The 25,149-nt window shown below is 48.9% G+C and carries 22 protein-coding genes; 14 read left to right on the plus strand and 8 right to left on the minus strand.

Going from position 1 to position 25,149, the window contains the following annotated elements; translation table 11 throughout:
- Window positions 1–123 precede the first annotated feature (123 nt).
- The 3 genes from AC286M_RS20920 to AC286M_RS20930 form a co-directional block, all read right to left on the minus strand.
- Window positions 124–372 carry a hypothetical protein gene (locus AC286M_RS20920; RefSeq protein ID WP_488206236.1) on the minus strand — a complete coding sequence of 83 codons (249 nt, stop codon included), beginning with the start codon at window positions 370–372 and terminating at the stop codon, window positions 124–126.
- 287 nt (window positions 373–659) lie between these two features.
- Window positions 660–2,561 carry a sensor histidine kinase gene (locus tag AC286M_RS20925; RefSeq protein ID WP_488206237.1) on the minus strand — a complete coding sequence of 634 codons (1,902 nt, stop codon included), beginning with the start codon at window positions 2,559–2,561 and terminating at the stop codon, window positions 660–662.
- A 199-nt stretch (window positions 2,562–2,760) separates the two neighbouring features.
- Complete coding sequence (locus AC286M_RS20930; protein ID WP_488206238.1) at window positions 2,761–3,423, minus strand: response regulator transcription factor; 663 nt, start codon at window positions 3,421–3,423, stop codon at window positions 2,761–2,763.
- Window positions 3,424–3,715: 292 nt separating this feature from the next.
- On the opposite strand from AC286M_RS20930, the gene AC286M_RS20935 reads away from it, so the two are divergent.
- Window positions 3,716–3,994, plus strand: coding sequence for a hypothetical protein (locus AC286M_RS20935; RefSeq protein WP_488206239.1), 279 nt, complete (start codon window positions 3,716–3,718; stop codon window positions 3,992–3,994).
- 56 nt (window positions 3,995–4,050) lie between these two features.
- Here the strand turns inward: AC286M_RS20935 and AC286M_RS20940 are convergent, their stop codons facing one another.
- Complete coding sequence (locus AC286M_RS20940; protein ID WP_488206240.1) at window positions 4,051–6,759, minus strand: tetratricopeptide repeat protein; 2,709 nt, start codon at window positions 6,757–6,759, stop codon at window positions 4,051–4,053.
- 151 nt (window positions 6,760–6,910) lie between these two features.
- Here AC286M_RS20940 and leuB point away from each other — a divergent pair, with 151 nt between their 5' ends.
- The 6 genes from leuB (at window position 6,911) to AC286M_RS20970 (ending at window position 14,264) form a co-directional block, all read left to right on the plus strand.
- Entirely contained in the window at window positions 6,911–7,996 is a 1,086-nt protein-coding gene (gene leuB / locus AC286M_RS20945; protein ID WP_488206241.1) for a 3-isopropylmalate dehydrogenase, read from the plus strand.
- Window positions 7,993–8,184 (plus strand): hypothetical protein, encoded by a 192-nt coding sequence (locus AC286M_RS20950; RefSeq protein WP_488206242.1) that lies wholly within the window; start codon window positions 7,993–7,995, stop codon window positions 8,182–8,184. The genes leuB and AC286M_RS20950 overlap by 4 nt, the downstream gene beginning before the upstream one ends.
- Before the next feature lie 238 nt (window positions 8,185–8,422).
- On the plus strand, window positions 8,423–9,562 hold the full coding sequence (locus tag AC286M_RS20955) for an AI-2E family transporter (RefSeq protein WP_488206243.1): 1,140 nt from the start codon (window positions 8,423–8,425) through the stop codon (window positions 9,560–9,562).
- Window positions 9,563–9,567: 5 nt separating this feature from the next.
- Entirely contained in the window at window positions 9,568–10,767 is a 1,200-nt protein-coding gene (locus AC286M_RS20960) for a homocysteine biosynthesis protein (RefSeq protein WP_488206244.1), read from the plus strand.
- Between the two features lie 412 nt (window positions 10,768–11,179).
- Window positions 11,180–13,132, plus strand: a complete 1,953-nt coding sequence (locus AC286M_RS20965; RefSeq protein ID WP_488206245.1) for a sensor histidine kinase — start codon at window positions 11,180–11,182, stop codon at window positions 13,130–13,132.
- A gap of 223 nt (window positions 13,133–13,355) precedes the next feature.
- Entirely contained in the window at window positions 13,356–14,264 is a 909-nt protein-coding gene (locus AC286M_RS20970) for a metallophosphoesterase (RefSeq protein WP_488206246.1), read from the plus strand.
- Between the two features lie 247 nt (window positions 14,265–14,511).
- On the opposite strand, the gene AC286M_RS20975 is transcribed toward AC286M_RS20970, so the two are convergent.
- Both AC286M_RS20975 and AC286M_RS20980 read right to left on the minus strand, forming a co-directional pair.
- Window positions 14,512–15,099, minus strand: coding sequence for a transposase (locus AC286M_RS20975; protein WP_488203438.1), 588 nt, complete (start codon window positions 15,097–15,099; stop codon window positions 14,512–14,514).
- Entirely contained in the window at window positions 15,051–15,542 is a 492-nt protein-coding gene (locus AC286M_RS20980) for a helix-turn-helix domain-containing protein (protein WP_488203817.1), read from the minus strand. Before AC286M_RS20980 ends, AC286M_RS20975 begins: the two co-directional genes overlap by 49 nt.
- 100 nt (window positions 15,543–15,642) lie before the next feature.
- On the opposite strand from AC286M_RS20980, the gene AC286M_RS20985 reads away from it, so the two are divergent.
- From AC286M_RS20985 to AC286M_RS21000, 4 genes are all read left to right on the plus strand, one after another.
- Complete coding sequence (locus tag AC286M_RS20985) at window positions 15,643–16,413, plus strand: lipase family protein (protein WP_488206247.1); 771 nt, start codon at window positions 15,643–15,645, stop codon at window positions 16,411–16,413.
- A 238-nt stretch (window positions 16,414–16,651) separates the two neighbouring features.
- Window positions 16,652–18,448, plus strand: a complete 1,797-nt coding sequence (locus AC286M_RS20990; protein WP_488206248.1) for a sensor histidine kinase — start codon at window positions 16,652–16,654, stop codon at window positions 18,446–18,448.
- A 90-nt stretch (window positions 18,449–18,538) separates the two neighbouring features.
- Window positions 18,539–18,907 carry a TSUP family transporter gene (locus tag AC286M_RS20995; protein ID WP_488206249.1) on the plus strand — a complete coding sequence of 123 codons (369 nt, stop codon included), beginning with the start codon at window positions 18,539–18,541 and terminating at the stop codon, window positions 18,905–18,907.
- A gap of 154 nt (window positions 18,908–19,061) precedes the next feature.
- A complete protein-coding gene (locus tag AC286M_RS21000; protein ID WP_488206250.1) occupies window positions 19,062–19,661 on the plus strand; it encodes a L,D-transpeptidase in 600 nt (199 codons plus the stop codon).
- Between the two features lie 110 nt (window positions 19,662–19,771).
- Here AC286M_RS21000 and AC286M_RS21005 read toward each other — a convergent pair whose 3' ends face one another.
- Window positions 19,772–20,344, minus strand: a complete 573-nt coding sequence (locus AC286M_RS21005) for a late competence development ComFB family protein (protein WP_488206251.1) — start codon at window positions 20,342–20,344, stop codon at window positions 19,772–19,774.
- Window positions 20,345–21,129: 785 nt separating this feature from the next.
- Here AC286M_RS21005 and AC286M_RS21010 point away from each other — a divergent pair.
- The 3 genes from AC286M_RS21010 to AC286M_RS21020 all read left to right on the plus strand — a co-directional run bounded on the left by AC286M_RS21010 (window position 21,130) and on the right by AC286M_RS21020 (window position 24,780).
- Window positions 21,130–21,735, plus strand: coding sequence for a DnaJ domain-containing protein (locus tag AC286M_RS21010; protein WP_488206252.1), 606 nt, complete (start codon window positions 21,130–21,132; stop codon window positions 21,733–21,735).
- Between the two features lie 2 nt (window positions 21,736–21,737).
- Window positions 21,738–22,754: a hypothetical protein gene (locus AC286M_RS21015; RefSeq protein ID WP_488206253.1), complete on the plus strand. Its 1,017-nt coding sequence runs from the start codon at window positions 21,738–21,740 to the stop codon at window positions 22,752–22,754.
- Between the two features lie 325 nt (window positions 22,755–23,079).
- A complete protein-coding gene (locus AC286M_RS21020) occupies window positions 23,080–24,780 on the plus strand; it encodes an SLC26/SulP family anion transporter (RefSeq protein WP_488206254.1) in 1,701 nt (566 codons plus the stop codon).
- A 19-nt stretch (window positions 24,781–24,799) separates the two neighbouring features.
- Here AC286M_RS21020 and AC286M_RS21025 read toward each other — a convergent pair whose 3' ends face one another.
- Window positions 24,800–25,147, minus strand: a complete 348-nt coding sequence (locus AC286M_RS21025) for a DUF8631 domain-containing protein (RefSeq protein ID WP_488206255.1) — start codon at window positions 25,145–25,147, stop codon at window positions 24,800–24,802.
- Window positions 25,148–25,149: the final 2 nt, after the last annotated feature.

A 25,149-nucleotide genomic window follows, 5' to 3' on the forward strand; every position in this document is an offset into this window, starting at 1 on the left:
TTTGGGGTAGTGCGTCTGGGAGGTGCATTTGGGGGTAGTGCGATCGCACTTAACTTTAAAGACAACAATTGAGTATTATGACTGAGCCATGCTAATCAATTATTGTCTTCAAATAATGTGTTACTAACGAACACCGCCACTCGTATGGGCAGTTTCAGCTGCTTGGGAATTGAGAGGAGGTTCATAGATTTGTTCTCCTCCCATTACAATTTGAAGCTCATGAGTTGATTTTTGGAATATCTGAAATATCTGATAAATGCTATTACCCGTTAGGGTGAAAATCCATAAGCCAAACAATAAACTGATCGTACCGCCAAGCAGAACAATGAGATGGGATCGCTGGAAGTTAGGGGGCTGAGTGGTTGGAAACATGGCTATGCTTGAAATTCACTACTTACATCTTGGAGGCTAAAGACAAGGAGTAATTTGAAGGCAAAACGGAATAATGAAAGGAAGCTACACTTAACCTATGCTCTCATTTTTCTTTAACAAAGATATAATTTGTAAATCAATTAATATATAGTCTTAATAATTTGTATAGCGCTTCTTGCGCTAGTAAAGGGAGATTAATTTTTGAAAGCCACGCGAAGCGTGGCTTTCAAAAATTAACTTGTACCTCAGTAGCTTAGGAAAGGCTATAGTTTTAAGAATTGCTGGCGCTACCTTTGCTTGGATCTTTGTAGTGACCAGCGGAGTTCACAAACCGTTCCTTTGGTATCAGACGATCGCTGGAAGATGCCGTTTAGCCGCCGTGCTAGGGCCAAAGCTTGCTGTGTACCGCGCCCATTTCTCGTCTGGGACGGTCTGTCCGCTTGATGTTTGCCGTTGTCAGCGATGCGAATGACGTTTTCCGTTTCTGTCGTTATGCATAACACCGTTAGGCGCTTGGCCGCGATCGCATGTTTGCCGACATTGCAGAGGGCTTCTTCAAAAAATCGACAAATTGCTCGTTTCTCATCAGCGGTGAGTGTATCCGTTCCGGCTAGCGGATCAAACTTGATAATTTGAAATTCAATCGATGCAAAGCCAGGGAAATTGCGCTCTAGTGTGACCGTGTAAATCGTATACAGTACCTCATGCAGCGGATTACGCAAATCAATCACGCACTGACTGCCGAGCTGAAGCTGCTCTTCCAAGGGCAGTGATTCTTGCAGAAGTTGATGGTAAATTGCCCGCAGTTCTTGATTCAGCAGCTCCAGCTTATTGCGGGTTGGTAAAGATAAGGTTTCTTGCTCTTGCAGCAGTAAAGCTAGAATCTGTAATGGGCCGTTGTGGATGGCATCATAGGTGCGCTCAATCACTCGCTGACGTTCATCAATCCGCGATCGCAATGTTTGGTCATACAGATAAAACCCCGGCAGCACCAAGCCATTGATCGTAAACACCATCAGCGTCGGCGTGACCGGAATCCACCAGCCCCCCAACCACAGCAGCAGTACGCTGAAATCGAACAGCATCAGGCCGACTGTTCCGACCGCCAGCATGTACCAGGCTGGGCGGGAAGTGTATCGCACCAGCAGCATGCCGATGATGCCCCACAGCCCAATCCACAGATATTCCCAACCGTCCGACCAGGTTCGCAGGGCAGGTCGATTATCCAGTACGGCACTGAGGATTTGGCTGATCACATGGGCCTGCATTTCCACTCCCGACAGCAAACCAGGATTCTCAGCCTGTACGGCGGCTGAATTCACCAAGTCCTTAACGCTGGGAGACACAATGCCAATGAGCACAATGCGATCGCGAATTAACTGATCCTCAACTCGACCCTCCAGCACATCCGTCATCGATACCCGCTCAAACGGCGTGCGGCCACTGCGGGGATTGATCAGCATCTGTACTCCGTTAGCGTTCGTATCGACATAGCCGCCGGAATTCGCCTGAAACCGCAGCAGCTCTGTCCGCCCAAAGCGCATATTGTGCGGATTGAGCTGGCCTCGCTCCAGCGTCAACCCTTCTTCGGCCAGGTACGCTTCGGCTAGTCTGAAGGCGAATGAAAACCGAAAGTGATGAGGGTGGGGATGCTTGGGCGGCGGCGCACTGCCCAAGTAGGCTCGTCGCACAAAGCCATCTTTATCCAGCGGCAAATCCACAAACCCGATCCGGTGCGGTGGCAGTCCGGGCGGCGGCGGAATCCGTTTGCCAATCATTTTTTCGATGCCAAAGACATCGGAATTCTTAAATGTAGCCACTAGGGCATCGTGCCCCGGTCGAACGGGCAAATCTCGATAAAAATCAAGCCCAATGGCGCGAGGCTGGTGCTGAGACAAAACCTGGAGCAGTCTGGCCAAGTCCTGATCGGGAATTGGATAGGTTCCGGCTCGCTGAATATCAGTTTCATCAATGCCGACAATCAACAGTCGCTTATCCGTTGATTCAGCAGGTCGCCAGCGTAGAAAGCTATCTAACGTTTTCCATTCCAAATGCTGTAGTAGACCCAGCGCCCGCGCCGATAGAATCAGCGCAATTACCACTAGCCCCGGCAGCGTATGGCGCTGCCAACCGTGTCTCGCTTGCCATAACTGTCCACCTGCAGTGCGAATCGTTCTGCGGTTGGCCATGCTGGGAATCAATCAACAGTAGTGCAGCCTCAAGTTCATTGTTGCGGTAAATTCTCCGAAAATCTACTGATATTGAGTCTGCGTATAAAAACTAATTCATTTTTTTGTAAAACGCTTGCTCAGCAAGCGTTTTACAAAAAAATGAATTATGGGTTTTCAACTGGATTTCATAGAAATCTTCTGCTCCTCAACCCGTTCGTTAGTCAATTAACCCTTCTTCCCGCGCCCGCAGTTCGGTTTGAATGCGAATATTCTTGCCATCTTCCGGATAGACTCCCAGTGCATCCTGCACCTTTGTCCAGTAGTGCCGTACAGTACGTTCCGAGACGTTCATCTGCTCTGCGATCGCTTTATCCTGCAACCCATCTTTGAAGGCCAACTCCAGCACCTCAAACCACTCCGGCTTGACCTCAATACCAGTACGCATGTCGCGCGGCGTATAGATTAGCCCCTTCAGTGCCCAATCTACTTTCTCTAGCATTTCTCGCATGGGCAAATTCTTGTCGGCAATGGTGAAGCCGCCTCGGTGAGCATCAATCGACGGCTTAAGCCGAATCAGCGATCGCACATGGGCACTCTGCACCACAATATTTAGCTCCGTGTAGGTTTCCAGCAGGTGGCGCAGAAGCTGAATGCCGGATTCGATATGTGATGGTTGGTTGACCGCCTCTGGAATGGATAGATCCGCCATCAGCAGATCGGCCCGCATCACGGCTAACTGCGCTTTTACAGCTTGAGCATTCGCTGCCGTGCGAATGTCGGCGTCCGGATAGGCTTTGGCTAAGGCGTGAATCGTGCCGTTTAGAACGGATTCATGATCGTCAACAACGAGAAATGTTAAGCGAGGTGGAGAGGATGGCATTGAGTGGGGCACAGGCTAACGAAATCCGGACAAAAACTAAGTAAGTCTGCTAGCGTCGTCTTTACGCTGAAAGTCGAGAGCTAGAGTGTTGATTCGATTTTCCCCTGAGTTGAAACCCCAAGGGTCTAGTCTTGTTTTTAGCAGGATTCCTCTCCCTGTAGCAAAAAGAAGTTAGCAATTCCTCATAACTACGGATAGTGGGCTAGGGATAAGCTGCGATCGCACATCAGCCGATTTAATTACGGGCAAGGTGCGATCGCAGTTTTTACATTAATTGCGATCGCATATTTGGGTGTCGCAGCTTTTACGTTGGTGGAGATCGCACATCAGCCGATGTTTAATTACGACAAAGTGCGATCTCAGTTTTTACGTTAATTGCGATCGCCGTTTTGGTTACCGCAATTTGGATATCGCAGTTTTTACGTTAATTGCAGTTTTTACGTTAATTGCGATCGCACTTTTGGTTACCGCACTTTTGGATATCGCAGTTTTTACGTTAATCGCAGTTTTTACGTTAATTGCGATCGCCGTTTTGGTTACCGCAATTTGGATATCGCAGTTTTTACGTTAATTGCGATCTCATCGGGCGTTAGGTGAACCACGTCTCTTGTTTGAATTTGTGAGGATTTAGGCAATGAGGGCTTGAAAACGAGGATCGTGGCGGATGTTGTCGAAATCAGTATCGGTTTTGGCGAGCTGGCGGTATTTTTCAGGGTTTAGCTCAATGCTGCGCTTGAGGTTTTTGAGTGCAGGTTCTAGTTTATTTTGGAGCGCATAGGCGCAGGCTTTGTTGTAGTAGGCTTCGTATTTGCCTGGTTTGATCTCAATGGCCAGGTCATAACTTGCGATCGCATCCTCGTAGCGACCTAAGTCGTGCAGCGCAGTGCCCCGATTGTTCCAGGCTTCGTAGAAGTCCGGTTTGCTCTCAATGGCCAGGTCATAACTTGCGATCGCGTCCTCATAGCAACCCAAGTGGCGTAGCGCAATGCCCCGGCTGAACCAAGTGTCGTGGTTACTCAGTTTAAACACAATGCGCTGGTTATTCCATGCGTTGTTCAAGGCGTTTTGTTCGTCCGATTTGATCTTAAGGACCTGATCATAACTTGAGATCGCATCCTCATGGCGACCTAATGCCGCCAGCGCAATGCCCCGGTTGTACCAGGCGTCGTGGTAGTCCAGTTTGATCTCTAGGGCTTGGTCATAACTTGCGATCGCATCCTCGTAGCGACCTAAGTCGTGCAGCGTAATGCCCCGGCTGTTCCAGACTTTGTAGTTATTGGGTTGAATTTTAGTCGCTTGGTCATAGCTCGCGATCGCATCCTCATAGCGGCCTAAATCGCCCAGTGCCCCGCCCCGGTTGTTCCAGGCTTCGTAGAAGTCCGGTTTAATCTCAATTGCCTGGTCATAGCTTGTGATCGCTTCTTGAAAACGGTCAATCTTACATAGTCTGTTACCAATTGCATAGCAGAACAAATCTGAGCTAAATTTTCGATCTGCCGGAGTGACGACTTTTTTAGCTGCTGTTTGAGCAATCAGCAACCATTTTTTACGTTCGCCATCTGGACAACGCTGCGATTTGTAGATTAGTGCAGCAACTTTGGCGAGGTCATCCAGTTCATCTAATCGGCTGAAGCAAGCTTTTAGAGCAGTTTCCACCTCTGCTTTAGAAAAATCCCAAAAATGGAAGGCGCTGTCTGGATTTAATGAATCATTTCGTAGAACAATCCGGCTTTGCTCTACCGCAGGCTGAATCTGCTGTAAAAATGTGCGATTTGTATGGGATAACAGCGGATGTTTATCTAAATCCACTTCAGCAATAATTGCCTGTAATACCCGTTCAACAACAACTTCCTGATTCAAATAAACTGAAGCAAATAGATGGGTGAGAAACAGCAGTTGCGTGCTTTCTCGACGGGTGAACAAGCTGTGATAAATCACTTCAGTCGTATACCGCCGCCAGTCTGGATTGCCATACAGAGCCGGAGGCGGGCTATCCGGCGGCACTTCTGCATCAGCTTCCTGAGCAAAATACGTTGCCAACGCATTATGAACCGCATAAAACTGCTGGCGATCCGCTTGCCACAGCGACAGCCGAAACACATCTCGCGCCACATCATCCAAGCGATACTGATGCTGAGCAAACTCCACAAAGCTCTGCTGCGTCAGCCAATCAAACGTCTCCTGTGCATTGACTTCCAGCGATTGCGCCTCCAGCACATGTTGCAACACCTGCCGATTAAACCAGCGACAGCAGGCCGCCAACTGCACCACCTGCTTACGAGTCGGATCGGTCAACCCTTGCAGCAGCAGCTTTTCAATGGCCTGATTCCCCTGCGAAAAATCGGGTTGATTGCCGCGTTCCTGCTGTTCGCGCACCCAGTTCAGGTAATAGGGCAACCCCTTTGTCACCTTGTAAATGTCCTGAATTTTCGCCTGATCCGTAATGCCAATTTGCTTTAAATAATCCTCAGTTTGCGCCGCATCAAACTGCTGAATCGATCGCTCATACAAACACTGCCGATCCTGCTTTAGCTTGCGCCAGCCCTCTTCCCGCAAAATGCTGTGTCGGCCTGCAATCATCAGGCAAATCCGCTGTTCTGCCACATTCGTATTGCCCAACAGCGTCCGCCACAGCCAGGTATCAACCGTCGAAGGTGCTTTCTCGTAGGTATCCAAAATCAAAATAATCGGCTGCTGTTTCGCCTGTTTCGCCAACCCTTCCACAAACGCCTGCGTCAGCTTCGGCAATGGCTCCAGCATCAGTTCTTGCAACGCCTGATCGCGCTTCGTCGCCTTATGCTGCTGCAACAACTGCCGCACATTGTCCGCCAATGACAAACCCGCCACGGCGGCATCCAAACCTTGATTAGCGATTGTCCCAACGGTTTTCTTACTCGTCTCTGACAAAAACACCCCGCTGACATCCACCCCAAGCTGCACCAGTTGCTTCACCTGGCCAACCTGTTCTTCGCCAACCTCACCTTTGCCCGCAGCGGCTTTGGTTTCAAGCTGATGGATTGTCTCGTAGTACAGCTCGTACTTATCCCAAAAGGGATCACCGCTCCAGCTATCCCGCTCAGCAATCTGCTCATACAGCTTTGCCATCAGCGGAATTGGTTCTTCAATGCCTTCTGTCAAGCCAAACGACACCTCGGCAATCGTGGCGGTATCGCGATGTGCCTCTTTCACCTTCTCCTTCAGCGTCGATTTCCCAACACCACCAATGCCGCAAACATGCAGAACACAGGTCGGCTCTTGAGGTTCGTGGATCGCTTGATTGAATTTGGCTAAAAACTCTTCGGCAGCTTGGCGGGAAATGTAAGGAATCTGACCCATGCTTCGGCGGGATGCGTAATCTCTCTCCAAATTTTAGTTGTTTCTCAATCAGAGCGTCATATGTGTGAACATAAGTCTTTTGATAAAGACGCTGCAATTCCCCGGTATGATAGTTAACCGGACTTCTGCTGCAAAACAAGACTAGACAACCATGACACAGCACTTTCGCATTACGCTGCTTCCCGGTGATGGCATTGGCCCAGAGATTATGGCCGTGACCGTTTCTGTCCTCAAACAGGTTGGCCAACAGCTCGACCTCACGTTTGACTTTCAAGAGGCTCCCATCGGCGGCGTAGCGATTGATGCCACAGGTAATCCCCTGCCAGATGAAACGCTGGAGATCTGTAAATCCAGCGATGCCGTTCTGCTAGCGGCCATCGGTGGCTACAAATGGGACAACCTGCCCCGCCATCAGCGACCCGAAACCGGACTGCTCGGTCTACGGGCTGGGCTGAATCTGTTTGCCAATCTGCGTCCAGCAACGATTTTGCCGCAGTTGGTTGATGCCTCTAGCCTGAAGCGGGAAGTGGTCGAAGGCGTAGACATTATGGTTGTGCGTGAGCTGACGGGCGGCATTTACTTCGGTCAGCCCAAGGGCATTTTCACCACCGAATCCGGTGAAAAGCGCGGCGTCAATACGATGGCCTACACCGAAAGCGAAATTGATCGGATTGGCCGAGTCGCATTCGAAACCGCTCAAAAGCGGGGTGGCAAGCTCTGCTCCGTTGACAAAGCGAATGTGCTGGACGTGTCGCAACTGTGGCGCGATCGCATTTCTGACCTTGCGAATGATTACCCCGATGTCGAGCTTTCTCACTTATATGTAGATAACGCTGCCATGCAGTTGATCCGCTGGCCGAAGCAGTTTGACACCATCGTTACAGGCAACCTGTTTGGCGATATCCTCTCCGATGCAGCGGCAATGCTGACGGGCAGTATTGGCATGTTGCCCTCTGCCAGCTTGGGTGCCGATGGCCCCGGTGTGTATGAACCCGTTCACGGTTCCGCACCGGATATTGCCGGACAGGACAAGGCCAATCCAATGGCGCAAGTCCTCAGTGCGGCGATGATGTTGCGCTATGGACTCGATCAGCCGGAAGCAGCGACCCGGATTGAAAACGCCGTGATGACCGTGCTGGATCAGGACAAGCGGACGGGCGATATCATGTCCGAAGGTATGACCCTAGTGGGCTGCCAGGAAATGGGCGATGCGCTGATGGCGGCATTGGAAGCATGACTGACAAGCTAAGCTTCATTCTCAAAGTTATGATTGGCTCCGCTTTGATCTCGCTTGGGATTAAATATCTGGGGCCACAGCTTGCCGTTCCTGCCACATCGGCAGTTGCGATCGCAATTGTCCTGGCACCCCCGATTATCATGGCGGTTTTGCTGGGCTGGCGACTGCAAAAAGATAATCGAGCCTAGCCCCATCCATTAAAGCAACCTGAAAAACACACTCTTCCCAATCGAATAGCATACAATCGAGTTTTACGTAGGGGCGTTAGCGAAGTCATGCCCAAAGGGTTATATGGCCATTCGCCCTTACATCAACCCTTCCCTTACATAAAATTAGTACTCACGATTCCCTGTACAGCCCCTTACAGCCTCAAGCCCTCATTCTGGTACGTTTTGCATTGCCCCAACACACCCACCCATTCCTATCGTGCAGCCCAAACGATCTTCCCTAGGCCAACCCCTAGCCATCTTACTGATTGCGATCGCAGCCTACACGCTTTGGCAGATGCGTCAGCTGATTTTGCTGGTATTTGCCGCGATCGTGCTGGCTCAGGCTCTCCATCTTCAGGCCAATACCTTTGAGCGACTGGGGGTGCGATCGCGCTGGGCACGATCGTTTTCGATTGCGGTGCTGTTGGTATTTACGATTGTATTTGTAGGGCTAATTGTCCCGCCCGTTGCGGCTCAGATTCAGCAGATTGTGAGCGTACTGCCGCAAGGACTGACCCAGATTGAGCTGTGGCTCCGGCAGGCCAGTGAGCAGATCTCATTCGTTGAGCTAGAGCAAATTGACTTATCCCAGCTAATTGAGTCGTTTCAGCCAGTGCTGATGGAAATTCTGGCTCGACCCGTAATGTTTGTGTCGGTGCCCCTAGCTGTAGCACTGAACTTGTTGATTATTCTGGTTTTGGCGCTCATGCTGTGGGCCAATCCTGTCGCCTATCGCAACGCCTTAATTTGCCTATTTCCCAAGTTTTATCGTCCCCGCGCCTTAGAGATCCTCAGTCACAGTGAAGCAACCCTAAGCCGCTGGCTCACGGCAGTTGTCACGCAGATGGTCACCGTTGCCGTTCTTAGCGGTTTAGGACTGTGGATTTTAGGTGTTCGCTTTGCGCTGGCGCTCGGTATCCTGTCAGGACTACTAACATTTATTCCCTATCTGGGGCCAACAATCAGCGTTATTCCGCCGTTTTTGACCAGTTTAGAAAGTCCCGGCAGTGCGATCGCTGTTTTAATGCTCTACGGTCTCATCCACTGGGTGATTATTCATCACGGCCTGTCGAAATGGATTCAACGGCCAACTCAAATCTTGCCGGGAATTGCTCTGCTGATTGAAATCCTCTTTGCCCGCCTGTTCGGCATTTCCGGCCTGATCCTCGCCTTCCCCTTCGCCCTAGTCGCCCAAGTCTGGATTCACTCCACGCTGATTGAAGATGTCCTCAACCCCTGGCGCGATCGCACCCTGAGCAACGCTGATGATTCCAACCCCTCACCCCTCACCCCTCACCCCTCACTTCCCTCACCCATTCCCGACTCCACCGAACCCCCCGATCCCTCTGTTTCCTAATATTCATGCGCACCATTGCCGAGATCAACGAAAAAATTCGCGATCGCACCGTTACCGTCTGCACCGTCAGTGAAATAAAAAAGCGCGTAGCTGAACAGGGAATCAAAGCCGTTGCTGAAGCCGTCGATGTGATTACCACGGGCACGTTTGAACCGATGGAATCCTCCGGCGCGATGATCAACTTGGGCCATACCGATCCGCCCATTAAAATTCGCCAGTGCTGGATCGATGGTGTGCCAGCCTACGCAGGCTTTGGCGCAGTAGATCTATATCTGGGTGCCACGCAACCGATTGACTATGTTGTTCAAGGTGAAACCGTCGATCCCGAAGAAAACCGCGATCGCGGCGGTGGACACGTAATTGCCGATCTGATTGCGGGTAAACCGTTACCGATTCGCGCCATTGGGCAAGTGACCGACTGCTATCCCCGCGCTTCGTTTGAAACCACCATTAGCCGCGATACCATCAACCAATTCTACTTATTTAATCCGCGCAACCTGCACCAGAATTTCATTGTCGGCGTTAACGGTGGCGATCGGCAGTTGTTTACCTACCTTGGCCCTCTCCAGCCTCGTTTGGGCAATGCGGTGTACTGCAATCCCGGTGCAATTTCGCCATTGATGAATGATCCCGATTTAGACTTGGTTGGGATTGGTAGCCGTGTGTTTTTGGGAGGTGGTGTCGGTTACATTGCTTGGGAAGGCACGCAGCATTTTCCACTGCAAAAGCGGTTGCCCAATCGCACTCCCATCGGCCCTGCAGCCACCGTGGCGCTGATTGGTGATGCCCGTCAGATGTCAGCCCAGTGGGTGCGCGGCTGCTATTTCAAAGGCTACGGCCCTTCCTTGATGTTGGGAATTGGCGTACCGCTGCCTGTGCTGTACGAAGAGGTGGTGGCTCGCTGTGCCGTACCGGATGAAGATCTGGTCGCCCCGGTGGTGGATTTTTCGATTCCGCGTCGGGTACGTCCCACGTTTGGTCTCGTCAGTTATGCACAGCTCAAATCGGGCCACATTGTGATTGACGGCAAAAAAGTACGCACGGCTCCGCTAGCCAGTATTTATCTTTCTGGAAAAGTAGCTGAAGAACTCAAACAGCGGATCGAACAGAGCGAATTTTTCTTGAGTGAATCGGTTGCGTCACTGCCTAGAGATCGCTCATTTCTGCCCCAAAATTTCTGGGGCACCAGTCTAAATTTAGAATAACAACCCCAGTTTTTTAGAGATCAATACAGGGATGAGCATAGAACTAATAGTAATTCAGAGCAATTCAGATTAATTCAGAACAACTGGGCCATATTTAACTGAGAATTCATGCAGTTGAAGATTATAGCGTTTGTTAAATTCAGGTTCCTGAATGACGATTATTATTCGGTAGGATTGAATTGGCCTGATCTCAGATCAATCCGAAGTCCGGTTAGAACCCGATGATTTAATTTTTCGTAAAAAGCTGGCCCAGTCAGCCTTTCACGAAAAATTAAGTTGGGTTCTGATATACGGACTTGATATAACGATGAAATAGGCTTCAAGATTCAAGATCAAAGTTCAAGATCCAGAAAGATGCTCTAGAATCTACACCGCTCAAGCATCCTGTGAAATCGTGAGTCAGCAGTGAACTATGAAGTCACCCAGCACCCAAACCCAGTTGTCGGTTCAATCATCAGCTCAACCAGTCGATCAACAGGATAAATCACCGTTGCCTCAATTACCGCTGCCGCAACCTAAAAATAATAAGGATAAGCCAAGATTCGGCCACTGGCGGTTTGGTAAGCTCTATCAAAAAATTGGCTATGGCTATCTTGTCTCTATCAGCCTTGGCTGTCTCGGATCGCTGCTGGGCGTTGTCATTGCGGATTTCTATCAGGGACAAAGTTTGGTGCAGCTTTTGGATGCTCAGGAGCAATACCAAATCCTAGTGGACTTTGAACGATCAACAGAAGCCTTTCAATTGCACAGCACCCGCTTATTTGCCTTGACGGATCAGCCCCAGAGACTACAGGAAGAATACGCCTTTTTGCGTCAAGAAAGCCGCAAGATCCAGCAGTTACAGCAACAGTTAGACGCTTTTTTAGTCAACCAACCAGCCTGGGTCGCCGTAACGCCAGACCAGATGCGGCAGCTTGTGCAAACCTATGCCACCGAGATCGAAACCTGTTTGGCCGAGATAGAATCCGCGATCGCAGATCCATCACTCATAGCCGATTCATCCACCACATCAGCAAAGCTCAAGTCCCTCGCTGGGGGCGAAATGGCCATGCAGTTTGACCAGCATCAGCAGGAGCTAATATCCATTTTGGATGCGGCTCGCAGGCAAGAGCGGCAAGCCTTTGACCTGATGGAAGAGGCTCAGGGCGTTGAGAAACTCATTATCGGAATCAGCGTCGGCTTGGCCATGCTGACAGCAGCGCTAATGGCATGGCGCACCACACGTGCGATCGCACAGCCGATTGAGCAAGTAACTCAAGTGGCTCAACATGCCGCGATTGAGTCCAACTTTCACCTCCGTGTCCCCGTTAAGTCTCAAGACGAAGTTGGGCTACTCGCGCAGGCGCTGAACCTACTGATTCAGCGCGTCGAAGAGCGCACCCACGACCTGGAGCAGACCGCCCAGTATGCCGAACAGCAAGCCGAATCCTTACAAACGACGCTAGAGAGACTACGCAAAACTCAGGCTCAACTGGTACAAACCGAGAAGATGTCCTCTTTAGGACAAATGATTGCGGGTGTAGCCCATGAAATTAATAACCCGGTCAGCTTCATTCACGGCAATTTGACTTATGCCAAAGAGTACGTTGAGGATCTACTAAGCCTGGTAGAGCTTTATCAAACCGAGATCACCCAGCCACCCCTGGCCATACAGCAAAAAGTGGATGATATTGATCTCGATTTTGTACAAAGCGACTTGCCGAAACTATTGTCGTCTTTGGAAGTGGGCACAGAGCGGATCCGCAGCATTGTCCTGTCGTTGCGAGTGTTCTCACGGCTAAAGGAAGCCGAGATGAAAGCGGTTAACCTACATGACGGCATTGACAGCACGTTAATCATTCTAAATAGCCGCTTAAAGGCGCAGCCTAATCGGCCAGAAATCAAGCTCACAAAGCAATATGGCGATTTGCCACTTGTTGACTGCTATGCCGGACAGCTCAATCAGGTGTTTATGAATTTGCTAGCGAATGCGATTGATGCGCTAGAGGAAAAATATGAACAGATTCGACCCACTCAACCTGATTGGCGACCCAACATTTTAATTCGAACCCAAGCCCAGAACAACCAAGTCACAATTGAAATTATCGACAATGGTTCCGGCATTCCTGAGAAGATTCAGTCTAAGATTTTTGACCCGTTTTTTACTACTAAAAGAGTCGGCAAAGGTACGGGCTTAGGTATGTCAATCAGCTACGAAATTGTAGTCGAAAAGCATCAGGGTAAGCTGGACTTTGTTTCCAACGCAGAGCAGGGCACAACTTTCATCATTCAATTACCAATTGGCCTCCAATCAGCAACGGACACTGATACGCTCAATCCACTAGTAGTCTGCCAAAGTGGAGGTGAGGAGGTAGAAGAATTTTAAAAATATTGCTGCGCAATATTTTTAAAATTCTTCTACCTCTCAAAACACACTTAACAAAGCGCTAAATTGAGATATCGTAGCTTTTTGATATAGCCAAATTCGGCACGAGATTATGAAAAAGTGAGCTCAATCTAAGGCGGGGTTAAGCTTTGGCAATGCTGCAAAAGTGGGGTGAATCCCTTGATAAGCTAAGCATGGGATAGGTGAGGAGGTGATCATACCTATGCATCGATTGCTAACTGGGCCACTAACTGTCGAGCACGTTGATCTTGAAATTGAGGGGCTGCCTCAATCACTCCAACAGCTCAAAATTGTTCAGCTCACTGATCTACACTTTGACGGGTTGCGGCTGTCTACGCACATGCTGAAAACCGCGATCGCACAAAGTAATGCCGTTCAACCAGACTTGGTGGTGCTGACTGGTGATTATGTCACCGATGATCCAGCTCCAATTCATAAACTGGCCGATTGGCTGAGCCATCTCCAAAGTCGCTACGGTACCTATGCTGTACTAGGCAATCACGATATTGTGCCCTGTGGGGCTCAACAAACTGTCACGGCAGCATTTGAGAACGCAGGCATTCGCGTTTTGTGGAACGAAGTCGCTTATCCGTTTGGGCCAGAATTTCCAGTGGTGGGACTAGCCGACTACTGGTCGCGAGACTTTGATCCTGCGATCGCACTGGATACCATTCCGCTCGAAATACCGCGCTTGGTGCTGTCCCATAATCCCGATACAGCAGAGCATTTGCGGGCTTGGCGGGTGGATCTGCAACTGTCTGGACATACCCACGGTGGCCAGATTCGCATTCCCGGTTTAGGCATTGTGCCAACCTGGGCGCAAACGATTCGGCCTCACATTCCGAAGCGTATTCGTCGCTATATTCCCTACATGCGGGGCAAATGCGTTAAAGTTGTGCGTCATTGGGAATGGGCTCAGGGCTTGCATCAAGTTGGCTCCAACTGGCTATATGTCAATCGAGGATTGGGCACGTTTCCCCCTGGCCGATTGCTCTGTCCACCAGAGCTAACGGTGATTACGCTAAGCCCATCGGTCAAACAGGAATCAACTTGGCATGTGCCTCAATCGGTGCTCGTCGCACAGCCACAGCCAACAGAAGTGGTGTCGTAGTAGCAGTCTTAAAAGGGAAAGAGAGCATTGGCCGACGCTTAGTGTCGGTCAATGCTCTCTTTCCCTTTTGATTGGCTTTTAATTGGCTTTAGGGACTTATTTTGATGTGCAGATTGAATAAGCCACACATTTTGTAGCAATTGATAGCGAAAGCAGGCGATACAATTCAGTTACTTTATCTACCTTATTCAGCTTTATTCGACAAGAATTGCCACTATAGCCACATAGCCAACACTATACAGCAATCTCAAACAGGACATGAACAGTAACCATACATGAAGGCTTTCTCAAAGATGAAGGTTTGCAGATGAGTCGCCAGATAAAAGAGGAGTTTGACCGAGCGAAAGGAGTGGCACAAGCGGGCAAATTTACGACTAAATCGCTTGGCCTGTAACCAAACATCTTCGACCGGATTTTGCTCGGGTGCATTAGGCGCAAGCTGAATGCAAGTGAGTTTCCAGTGCTGCTCTCGAGTACCATGATTCTGTTGACTCAGGTAGTTGCGAACCACCTTGGAACGGTGGTAGCTGGCTCCATCCCAGATGATGAAAAAGCGAGTGGACTCATCATACTGAGATTGAAGATACTTCAGAAAGGCCACGGTATTGTGCTGATTGCCTGCCTCATACTCATGAATAACAAAGCTCTTGCTCAAATAGTCCAAGGCTCCATAGTAGGTCTGCCGCTCTCGAATGGAGGCAATGGGGATGTCCACTCGCTGATTGCGCCGACTCCATCCATATCCACGGAGGTCTCCCCAGAGCAGATGGCACTCATCGAGAAACATCACTCGCACCTGCCCACTGGCAATCTCGGCTCGCCACTGGACCAGCAACTGTTGAATCTCGGCTTTTTTGCCTCGACTTTGGCCTCCTCTTGGCCCGGATGCACCGAGTGGGATTTCTTCCAGCTAAACCCTGCGTCTTTGAGCAGTTGGGTATAGCTTTGGGCTGAGCGATAGAGCACTCCATAGCGCTCTTCAATCTGCTCAACAAGCTCCTCTAGTGTCCACCAGTTTTTCTGCTGCAACCACTCAAAGATGTCCTGTTTCTGCTCGGCGCTTAAATAGCCTTGGGTGCCCCAGTAGTGGGATTTCAGTCCCTCGACTCCTCGCTCTTCATAGCGCTGGTGACTCGCACTAATAAATCCCAGAGAAACCTGTAGGATATCTCGGATCGCCCGATAGCTTTGACCTCTCTGGTGCAGTTGCACGGCCAAGGCGCGTTTCAGTTCTTGGGCAGAGGGATTACTTTGGATAAATTCTTCCAGGGAGGTCATGGCTGATTTACTTCGGTGAGGATAACTCTTTATTCTATTCTCCCTCGTTCATTACCTATTTGTGATTGCTGTAGCCAACACTGGGTTGAGGAGAGGAATCATGGCGGTTAACTATGCTGCAGCTTGGAAAAATGCGGTTTATTGCCAGCAGGTTTATCAAAATTTTTCGCCATCCCTTCGCTTCGATCAGATTGACGATGCGCCGCTGCTAATTGCAGAATCCAGCACGGATACACAACTGGCAATTCTAACGGTTGGGACAGATTCTACGATTGTGTTTCGCGGTTCTGAGTCCTCTGCGGATTGGGAAACCAATTTGGGTACAGATTTAGGGCAAACGACCTTTGATGAAAATGTCATTCAAGAGGAAATTGTGGCTGAAGACGCGCAGGAACTAGTCTATCCCTACGAGGACAAAAGTAGCTCCGGGGCCAAGATGCATAAGGGATTTATTCGGGCCTACTTTTCAGTGCGCGATCGCATTCACGATTACATCCGCAACCAAGAGCTTACTCGGATTACAATCACGGGGCACAGTTTAGGGGGAGCGCTGGCGACGCTGTGTGCGGTGGATATTCAATACAACTTTTCTGATACAATCTCACAAATTGAAGCCTATACCTATGGTGCGCCAAAAGTCGGCAATGATGGTTTTCGCGATTCATTTAATCGGCGGGTTCCTGACAGCTACCGATTTGTAAATGGCATGGATTTGGTGCCCGCGTTACCCCGTTGGTGGCAGGGCAATTACCGTCATGTGGATGAAGAGGTGCGGATTGGCCCACGATTTAGCTGGAACTTTGTTTCGGCTCGATTCAAGGATCATGAGATTGCAGAGTATATTGAAGAACTGACGGATTTAGCCAGATAGCGGGTCTAATTTTTCCACAAAAGCGTCAGTATTAATACTTGATTTCGGTTATTATCGTCAAGCTTTTTCCTGATTGGGCAATATTTAAACCAAGAAAATACGGGATTTGATTTATTCGGAGAATTGTCCCCGAGTTTTTCACAATTGGGCTTTACTTTTGTTCGTAGAGCCTCCTTGTTCATGTCTGTTGGCGAGGACTGGTTTGTGCTGTATGCAATCGCACACACATTGGTATGCCATGAAATCCACTACACATCTAGGGAATCGTTTATTTCCTATATCTGATATTCGCTTGAACGAAACGTGCGCGACTGACGGTTCAAAACGCAACAGTGAAAAACCGTTTGGCATTTCAATTCAGTCGAAAATCATATTGGGATATTTCCTTTCCCTTGGCATTGTCGTCAGTGGAGCAGTCATCGGCACTTATATCAGCAACCACAAACAAAACGCTGCCCAGCTCTTACTTGAAGATGCAGAAGAGGAGCTAGAGCTACCTGTCTTGATTCAAGAGCAGCTCATCGTGGCGGAATCGCACCAGCGGCTGCTGCCGTCACTAGTTGGTAATTCAAATGAATGGCAAGAACATGTACAAGATTTTGAACTTGCAATTACGACAGCCGAACAAGCTTGGCAAGAACTGAAATCGTCTTATAAAAATCCAGAAGTTGAAGAAAGCGATGAAGAACTAGAAGTTTCAGGAAATCTAGTTAAAACGTATGACGGTTTTTTAGAAGACTATCATCGTCGGATTACAACACTGATTGCAGATACTAATCCATCTACAATTTCTGTCGCTGAACAAGAGACTGTTCAATTAGAGCTGTTAGCCGGTAATACACTGGAGCAGATCCGGGCACTGGATGCGTTTGATGCCGATCTCAGTCGTTTAGTTGAAGCTGTAAAAGAGGAAAAAATTGAAGCCGAAGCTGCTTTAGCGGAGGCTAATCGGCTTAAAGATCGAATTGCTTTAGGCTCTCTAATTGCCGCCATTGTTGCTGCCATGATTTTGAGCGTGCTAATTAGCCGTGCGATTACGTCTCCGCTCAAGCAAACGTCACGAGTTGCCCAACAGGTGATTGATGAAGGCAACTTTGATCTGCAAGCGCCGATTAATTCGAATGATGAAGTTGGGCAACTGACCCAAACGCTCAATCTGCTGATTCAGCAGGTCAAGAAACTGTTGAAAGAACAAGAATCTGCTAAAACTCTGCTCGTTCACAATGAAAAAATGGCCAGTTTAGGGCAGTTAGTTGCCGGAGTTGCTCACGAAATCAATAATCCCGTGAACTTCATTCATGGCAATCTCTGTCATGTGCAAACCTACGCGAATGATTTGCTCCATCTAATTCAGCTCTATCAGCAGGAATGTCCTCAACCATCCGACGCGCTACAGGATGAAATTGAGACGATAGAGTTAGATTTTCTCCAAGCAGATCTGGAAAAAACGCTGACCTCAATGCAAACGGGAACCAACCGGATTCGAGAAATTGTTTTGTCGTTACGCAATTTTTCTCGTCTGGATGAGATCGCTTTCAAAGAAGTAGATTTGCATGAGGGGATGGACAGCACACTCATGATTTTGCAGCATCGGTTTAAGGCGAATTCCAATTCTCCTGGCATCAAAATCATTAAAGACTACGATGCTACTTTGCCTAAAGTTGAATGCTATGCAAGTCAGCTCAACCAGGTATTCATGAATTTACTGGCGAATGCTGTTGATGCTTTCGAAGCCCAGGCGGGCAACACCAGCCCCACCATCACGATTCAGACCAGTCGGGAAGGGGAAAATCAAATATGTGTCCAGATTTCCGATAATGGCCCTGGTATTCCAGATGCGGTGCGATCGCGGATTTTCAATCCTTTCTTTACGACGAAACCTGTTGGTAAAGGAACGGGGATTGGCCTCTCGATTAGCCACCAAATTGTCGTTGAAAAACATGGTGGTCAGCTTGCCTGTGAGTCCAGTCCGAGTCAGGGCACAACGTTTACGATCACTCTCCCCATCAAACCATCGTGTGTGCTGAGCAAATAGGTTGAGCAGGAATGTGTTCTGCAAACTAGTGCTTCTTGCGATCGCACCGTCATACTGTTTCTAACATTGTTACATTAGATGGAAACGGTCATGACGAGTATCGTACTGTTCATTTTGCTGGGCGCATTTGCAGGTGTGATTAGTGGACTCATTGGTATTGGTGGCGGAGTGATTATCGTACCTGCGCTGGTATTTTTCTTTGGCCTATCGCAACATCAGGCACAGGGAACGACGCTGGCGCTGTTGGTGCCACCGATTGGTTTGCTGGGAGCCTGGACATATTATCAGCAGGGCTATGTCGATATTAAAGTCGCGGCCTGTATTTGCTTAGGTTTTTTATTTGGCAGTTTGCTGGGAGCCAAGTTTGCTATCGGTATCCCCAATGAAATTTTGGAGAAAGTATTTGGTGGAGCCATGCTGATGATTGCGCTCAAAATGATTCTCGGCAGATCGGTCTAGACTCATGTTTGAGGGGATGAGCAGTTGCGTGGCTCCTGTGTGGCACAGTCATGCATCTGTTCATGCAGGGATAGTATTGATGGCATAAAGCAGTACGGAGTTCTACCAAACGATTTAGCGCTATATTTCGCTATAGGATTAAGCGTGGGGAGTTATGTTAGGTACGTCTGCTTTAGCTCAATGTTTTGCGGTGCTGTGTTTTGTGGCGGCGGCGGCATTGGTGTGGATTGAGCAGCGGGACGTGCTGAGTTTGTCAGCTCAAGCTAGAGTCATCACGCCCTATCGGCAGTCAAGCGGAGAACCGCCAAAAGCGCAGGCGTTATCAAATTTAGGCGATATTTCTGAGGATTTGCCCGTACCCGAAGATAGCCCAGAATTGCGAGTCAGTTTGCGCGATCGCAAAGTGCGGGTTTATAAAAATGGCGCAATTTTGAACACCTATGACATTGCGGTGGGTCAAGAAGAGTGGCCAACACCAACGGGAGAGTTTCAGGTGCAGCGGCTACAGATGTTTCCCGCTTGGCAGCACCCGATCACGGGCGACATTGTGCCACCGGGGCCAGATAATCCGTTGGGTACTCGCTGGATTGGCTTTTGGGCGCAGGAAAATTGGCAAATTGGCTTTCACGGCACTAATCAAACGGAACTAATTGGTCAGGCGGTATCTCACGGCTGTATTCGAATGCGAAATGAGGATGTTGAGGCGATGTTTGACATGGTGCAAGTGGGTGCGATCGTACGAATTGAAAGTTAAAAGTTGAAGTGAGCGACAACAAAAAAGCCCCGCGTTAGCGAGGCTTTGTAGAGAGTGTTGATCCAATGAGAACTCACAGGAGGAATCTACTCACGCATGATTTGTAAGGTTTAGGTAATTTGTTGAGCTAATTTTTCCATCGCTTCGGCGCTGGGTTCAAATTTGCTGGCATAGGTTTGCAGCAGGCTATTCACCTGCGACATGACATCGTCACCAGCGGACTTGGCGATGGCTTGGCGCTCAGGGAAGAATTCTGGGCGATCTAGGTTGCGGGCGATGGCTTCGCTGATTTGGTTGGAAATCAGCGAAGCTAGTTCTTCTTTGGCCCGTTCTCTCTGATAGTTGGCCCCTTCTTCTGTGGTGGCGTAGAGGGGAGGTAAGCGGTTGAGGGCATAGGCGGCGATGTCGCCCAGATCGAGGGTGCAATCGCTGGAGGCTTCGACTTCAGCGACCCGTGCGATCGCTTCGGTCAGTACCAGCTCTTCCATGACGTTAATAAACTGCTTGCGGGGGACGGCAACGACCTCACCAGTTAGGAGAGCGCCCATTAGTCGATCAAGAGCCATATACTCTTCAATCGACAGTTCGGCAGCGGTATCACAAATGCGACCAACCTCTGCCTCCATTGCTGGTGTTAGGTATCCGTCTTGTAATGCCTGTTCAACAATTTTTTCAATGCTCATATGTCGATTAGTACTCAAAAGAACGTCTAGTTTGCAATGTGGCCAGAACAGAATTGGGGGGACGTTTGGTAGATGGGTCTGGGGTAGGGACTACATCTTCAGTGGTACCAACGCTTTAGCTACCTAACCAGACTGGTCTGACTTTAGTTTGCCCAAGTTGGATGGGAGACTAGCATGGATGTGTAACTTTACAAAACTTTCATGCGGCTTGGACAATGGGTGAGCTGGTAGGTCGATCTTAGTGGAGTATTCAGTTTATTGCGATCGCATGATGAGAAAAGTGGCTAGGCACGCTGATGAAAATTGCACAACTGTCTCTGGTGAGCTTGACGGGGTAGCACTTTCTGGTAGGGTGGCTAAATCACATTTTCCTAAATCATCAGACCTCAGAGCGCGGATTCGTTCGCGCTCTTTATTTATGTCTCTTAATATTTAAGTCTTCTATTTTTAAGGCAACTTGATTTATGAAGTTGCTGGTATTTAATGAGTTGGTCAGTATAAAAAATTACTTCGTTTTCTATTTTGGCAGAGCGTGAAATACTTGCCCTTCATACGCTTTGTGTGAATATCAAGTAATTGTAAAAAGACATCAAAATTCTTGGTACGTTTGGGGACGATTGGGAAAACTTATGAATAAGTAAGCTATACACCGACGCAGTTCGATCAACCGTAGGGTGTGTCAGGCATAGCCATAACGCACCACTCGATAAGGCTTCGGTGCGTTTTGTGTCGCTAAATAAACTTCTAATTATCAGGGCTTTATAGCTGAGGATCTGAGAACTAATATGCCAAATGTTAAGCTCAACACCTTAATTGAGAATGAAATCAGCCGCCTTTCAGAGTTGCACAACGTAGACTCATCAGTTTTAGGCGAATTTGCTCAATTTGTAATTGCGAACGCTAAAGCAAAGCAACCAGCTAAACCAACTAAATCAGCTAAATCATCGAAGAGATCAAAGGCTACCGAATCAACAGACATAGCAGATTTATCGATGTCTGATTTGAGAAATGCCGTTTATCAGTATTTCGAAGTTAAGGATACAACCAAGCTGAAAAAATCTGGCTCCTTCAAAATGGCAACTGACGGCATGGGAGATCTAGATTTCCGTCTCAAAGAAACTTGGGAAATGCTCTATCGCAAATTCATCGGAGTTTTGCCAGGTGAGGAATCAGAAGAAGGCTATGGGTGCATTAATGGAGTAGATATCTTCAAGTATTTCAAACCTTGGGATGTATTTGGTTTGGATTCAAAAACAGCCAGTTCGGAAGATATCAAACAAGCTTACCGGAATCTCAGTAAAACCTATCATCCTGATATTCCAAAGACAGGGGATGCAAAGATTTTTGATCGAATTAATACCATGTATAAGAGCATCAGTGTGGAGGCATGAAGATGACGAAAAAACTTGCTCAGTTTACCATCAAAGAAAAAGATCTTGCCGCTGCACTAGAAATCAGTCATCAAAGACTTAGAGAAATTATTGATTTTTTTGATTCAGACCCAAACGATGAGTGGGAATTACGCGAAGATGATCATTTCGTAGTAATCAATAAACAGTGGAATGAGCGCTTGTTCTCCAAACATGGTGCTTTTGCGATCGCAAAATACATGGACTCTATCGAGAAAAAAAGTATTTGGGATCAAATTGTTGAGTTCATCACAAAGCATAAGCAGAAGTTACGGAACGCCTTTGTATGCCAAAAAATCCATGAAAACAGCAGCTCTCTAACAAAGAGGAATAACCGTCATTATCTTTCCAAAAAAGATACTGTCAATATTCTTTGTACCAGCTACGCAAAACTGAATAAGGTTTTTCGCGACATTCAACAGTCAGAGCGGCCTTTAGCCTACGGGGAAGACTTCGATGATATTGATGGAACTCGTTACTATTCCCTGTTTGGATTTTTCCGTATCAGCAAAATCTTGTCGCAAGAGCTGACTGTAAAGGATCGTCGAGAGTGGTGTTCTGCTATTGAAATTGTTGGAGATAGAACATTCAAGCAAATTATCAGCGCAGAAGAGGCTAGAAAAAGAAGAATTAATTCAGCCAAAAACAAAGCTAGGACTAGAGACAAGGGAACATGCCAAATTACTCAACGAAAGCCAGAAGCTCATGATCGATTTAATTTGGCTGTCCACCACATTTTCTCTGCCAAAGACTATCCGCATCTAGAATCAAGTATTGATAACTTAATCACTATCCGTGAGGAAATTCATAAGGAATTCCATACTTGGAATGGTGGATTTAAGCAACCATGCACAATCGATGATTTAATTCGCTTTGTGATGGAGGTTTATCCTGCTGAATATGAGATTCTACATAAGCTTAATACGTTAAAAGTACAGCTCGGAGCGCATACACCTGTTCAAGGAGTTCAAGCACTACCTAAATCTGGCAAGGCTGCATAAATCATTATTGCAAGTTGCATCTTTTTTAACCTGGAAAGCTGAGCTTAAAACAAAAAGGCCCTTCAGTCGTGAGACTGGAGGGCTTTGCAATGAACTCCACATTTTTGCTTAACGCATATCAACATTATGAAATCCTCACTTCATAAAGACTTCCGTTAAATAGCGGAATTTTCACTAAAACCCTATCCGTAAATCAACGCAAATTCATTTTTTAGCTTTTCTCAGCCTCATCTAAATTACTGAAGAATTCGATCAATATCGCCCAAAACACCCTCCAGTCGGGTTTAATGAATCACTACCCTTCATCATCCTGAGATAAAGAACCGTGGCCCGCTCCATTGCTCAATTCTGGAAACAGCGCATTCCTGGACTACAACAACTACTGGCTTACCAACCCAACTGGCTACGCGGCGACCTGCTCGCAGGCTTAACCGTCGCCGCCTACCTTATCCCTCAATGCATGGCCTACGGCGAACTCGCAGGCGTTCAACCCGTCGCTGGCCTGTGGGCCATCCTGCCGCCGATGATTATCTACACCATCTTCGGTTCCTCACCCCAGATGTCCATCGGCCCCGAATCCACCACCGCCGTCATGACTGCCGCTGCGATCGCACCTCTCGCCGCCGCCGATGGCAGCAACTACGCCAGCCTCGCTGCCCTGTTGGCCATCATGGTCGGTATTGTCTGCATCATCGGTCACTTTGCCCGCCTTGGCTTTCTCGCCAACCTGCTCTCCCGTCCCCTGCTGATCGGCTACATGGCAGGCGTTGCCCTGATTATGATCGGCGGACAGCTCGGCAAAGCCAGCGGCATCCCCATCGAAGCCGACACCGTTTATGGGCAGTTCTTCGAGTTTTTTACCCGCCTTGACGAGATTCATCCACCCACGCTGATTCTGTCCATTGCCGTCCTGGTCTTCCTGTTCACCATTCGCCACTATTTCAAAAATGCCCCTGGCCCCCTGCTGGCTGTCCTACTCGCCACCACAGCCGTTGCCGTCATTGACCTCGATCAGCAAGGCGTCGTCGTGATTGGCGAAATTCCCGCCGGACTGCCCCAACTTGCCCTGCCGAACGTCGCGCTCGATCATCTGCTGCCCACGATTGCCTCCGCCATTGGCATTGCCCTGGTTGGCTATTCCGATAACGTCCTTACCGCCCGCGCCTTTGCCGCCCGCAACCACTATAAAATTGACGCCAATCAGGAACTGCTGGCTCTCGGTATCGCCAACGTTGGCAACGGATTCATGCAGGGCTTCCCCATCAGCAGCAGCGGTAGCCGCACCGCCATTGGTGACTCACTAGGCAGCAAATCCCAGCTTTTCTCCCTGGTCGCCTTCGTCGTCGTCATCATCGTGCTGCTGTTCCTGCGTCCGCTGCTGGCCCTGTTTCCCAGTGCGGCGCTAGGAGCGATCGTTATTTACGCTGCCACTAAACTAATTGAACTGCCGGAGTTTAAGCGACTGCTCCAGTTCCGCCGCAGCGAATTTGTTCTGGCCATCTGTACGTTTGCTGGCGTACTGCTGACCGATATTCTGGTCGGAGTTGCGATCGCAGTTGGCCTTTCAATTATTGAACTGCTCACCCGCATCACCCGACCCCACGATGCCATCCTGGGTCAAGCTCCCGGTCTGCCCGGTCTGCACGACATCGACGATTGGGACAACGCAACCACAATTCCCGGTTTAGTGATCTATCGCTACGACGCACCACTCTTCTTTGCCAACGTGGAAAACTTCCAGCAGCGGGCATTGCAAGCCATCGAGCAGGAACAGCATTCGGTCGAGTGGTTTGTGCTGAATACAGAAGCGATTGCCGAAATCGACATCACCGCCGCCGATGCCCTCAGCGAACTGCACGATGAACTTGCTCAACAAGGCATTACCTTCGCCCTCACGCGAGTGAAGCAGGATCTCTATGCCCAGCTCAAAACCTCTGGCCTGCTGGAAAAGATTGGTCGCGATCGCATTTACTTCACGCTCCACACCGCAATTGACGCATTTCACAATCGAGGAAAAGAGAACTGAGTGCTGTTGATACCAGCGCTTACTTGTCCAAAATCTGCCGAATCTCCTTCAGCTCAGTCAGAATCGCCCGCAGCAGCTCCTGGGTTTTGCTATCTGGCGGTTCCTTGACCTCAATCGTCACGCTTTGGCCCAGGACATCTTTAGCAAACCGCGCCACCTCGTTGGGGTGGAACATCAGCGGATCTTCTTTATTCGTCCGGTATTCTGGATTCAGCAACGTCGGATTGTAGGGCGGATTCAGCGACCCATTCTCCGTATTGGCATAGCGGTAGACCGACGCTCGCGATCGGCCAATGGCCTTTTGCACCGCCTCCACATCCATCAAAATCGCTGTCGATGTCGATGTAGGTATCGTTTCTTCACTCATGA

Source organism: Thainema salinarum CENA647 (assembly GCF_057732415.1).

Excerpts from the sequence above, each read along its gene's own strand:
- AC286M_RS20940 (WP_488206240.1), bottom strand. The coding sequence starts at position 6,759 with ATGGGTCAGATTCCTTACATTTCCCGCCAAGCTGCCGAAGAGTTTTTA.
- AC286M_RS20965 (WP_488206245.1), top strand. The coding sequence starts at position 11,180 with ATGAAGTCACCCAGCACCCAAACCCAGTTGTCGGTTCAATCATCAGCT.
- AC286M_RS21010 (WP_488206252.1), top strand. The coding sequence starts at position 21,130 with ATGCCAAATGTTAAGCTCAACACCTTAATTGAGAATGAAATCAGCCGC.
- AC286M_RS20985 (WP_488206247.1), top strand. The coding sequence starts at position 15,643 with ATGGCGGTTAACTATGCTGCAGCTTGGAAAAATGCGGTTTATTGCCAG.
- AC286M_RS20950 (WP_488206242.1), top strand. The coding sequence starts at position 7,993 with ATGACTGACAAGCTAAGCTTCATTCTCAAAGTTATGATTGGCTCCGCT.
- AC286M_RS20995 (WP_488206249.1), top strand. The coding sequence starts at position 18,539 with ATGACGAGTATCGTACTGTTCATTTTGCTGGGCGCATTTGCAGGTGTG.
- AC286M_RS20960 (WP_488206244.1), top strand. The coding sequence starts at position 9,568 with ATGCGCACCATTGCCGAGATCAACGAAAAAATTCGCGATCGCACCGTT.
- AC286M_RS20980 (WP_488203817.1), bottom strand. The coding sequence starts at position 15,542 with ATGACCTCCCTGGAAGAATTTATCCAAAGTAATCCCTCTGCCCAAGAA.
- AC286M_RS20925 (WP_488206237.1), bottom strand. The coding sequence starts at position 2,561 with ATGGCCAACCGCAGAACGATTCGCACTGCAGGTGGACAGTTATGGCAA.
- AC286M_RS21025 (WP_488206255.1), bottom strand. The coding sequence starts at position 25,147 with ATGAGTGAAGAAACGATACCTACATCGACATCGACAGCGATTTTGATG.
- AC286M_RS20920 (WP_488206236.1), bottom strand. The coding sequence starts at position 372 with ATGTTTCCAACCACTCAGCCCCCTAACTTCCAGCGATCCCATCTCATT.
- AC286M_RS20930 (WP_488206238.1), bottom strand. The coding sequence starts at position 3,423 with ATGCCATCCTCTCCACCTCGCTTAACATTTCTCGTTGTTGACGATCAT.
- AC286M_RS21000 (WP_488206250.1), top strand. The coding sequence starts at position 19,062 with ATGTTAGGTACGTCTGCTTTAGCTCAATGTTTTGCGGTGCTGTGTTTT.
- AC286M_RS21015 (WP_488206253.1), top strand. The coding sequence starts at position 21,738 with ATGACGAAAAAACTTGCTCAGTTTACCATCAAAGAAAAAGATCTTGCC.
- AC286M_RS20990 (WP_488206248.1), top strand. The coding sequence starts at position 16,652 with ATGAAATCCACTACACATCTAGGGAATCGTTTATTTCCTATATCTGAT.
- leuB (WP_488206241.1), top strand. The coding sequence starts at position 6,911 with ATGACACAGCACTTTCGCATTACGCTGCTTCCCGGTGATGGCATTGGC.
- AC286M_RS20970 (WP_488206246.1), top strand. The coding sequence starts at position 13,356 with ATGCATCGATTGCTAACTGGGCCACTAACTGTCGAGCACGTTGATCTT.
- AC286M_RS21005 (WP_488206251.1), bottom strand. The coding sequence starts at position 20,344 with ATGAGCATTGAAAAAATTGTTGAACAGGCATTACAAGACGGATACCTA.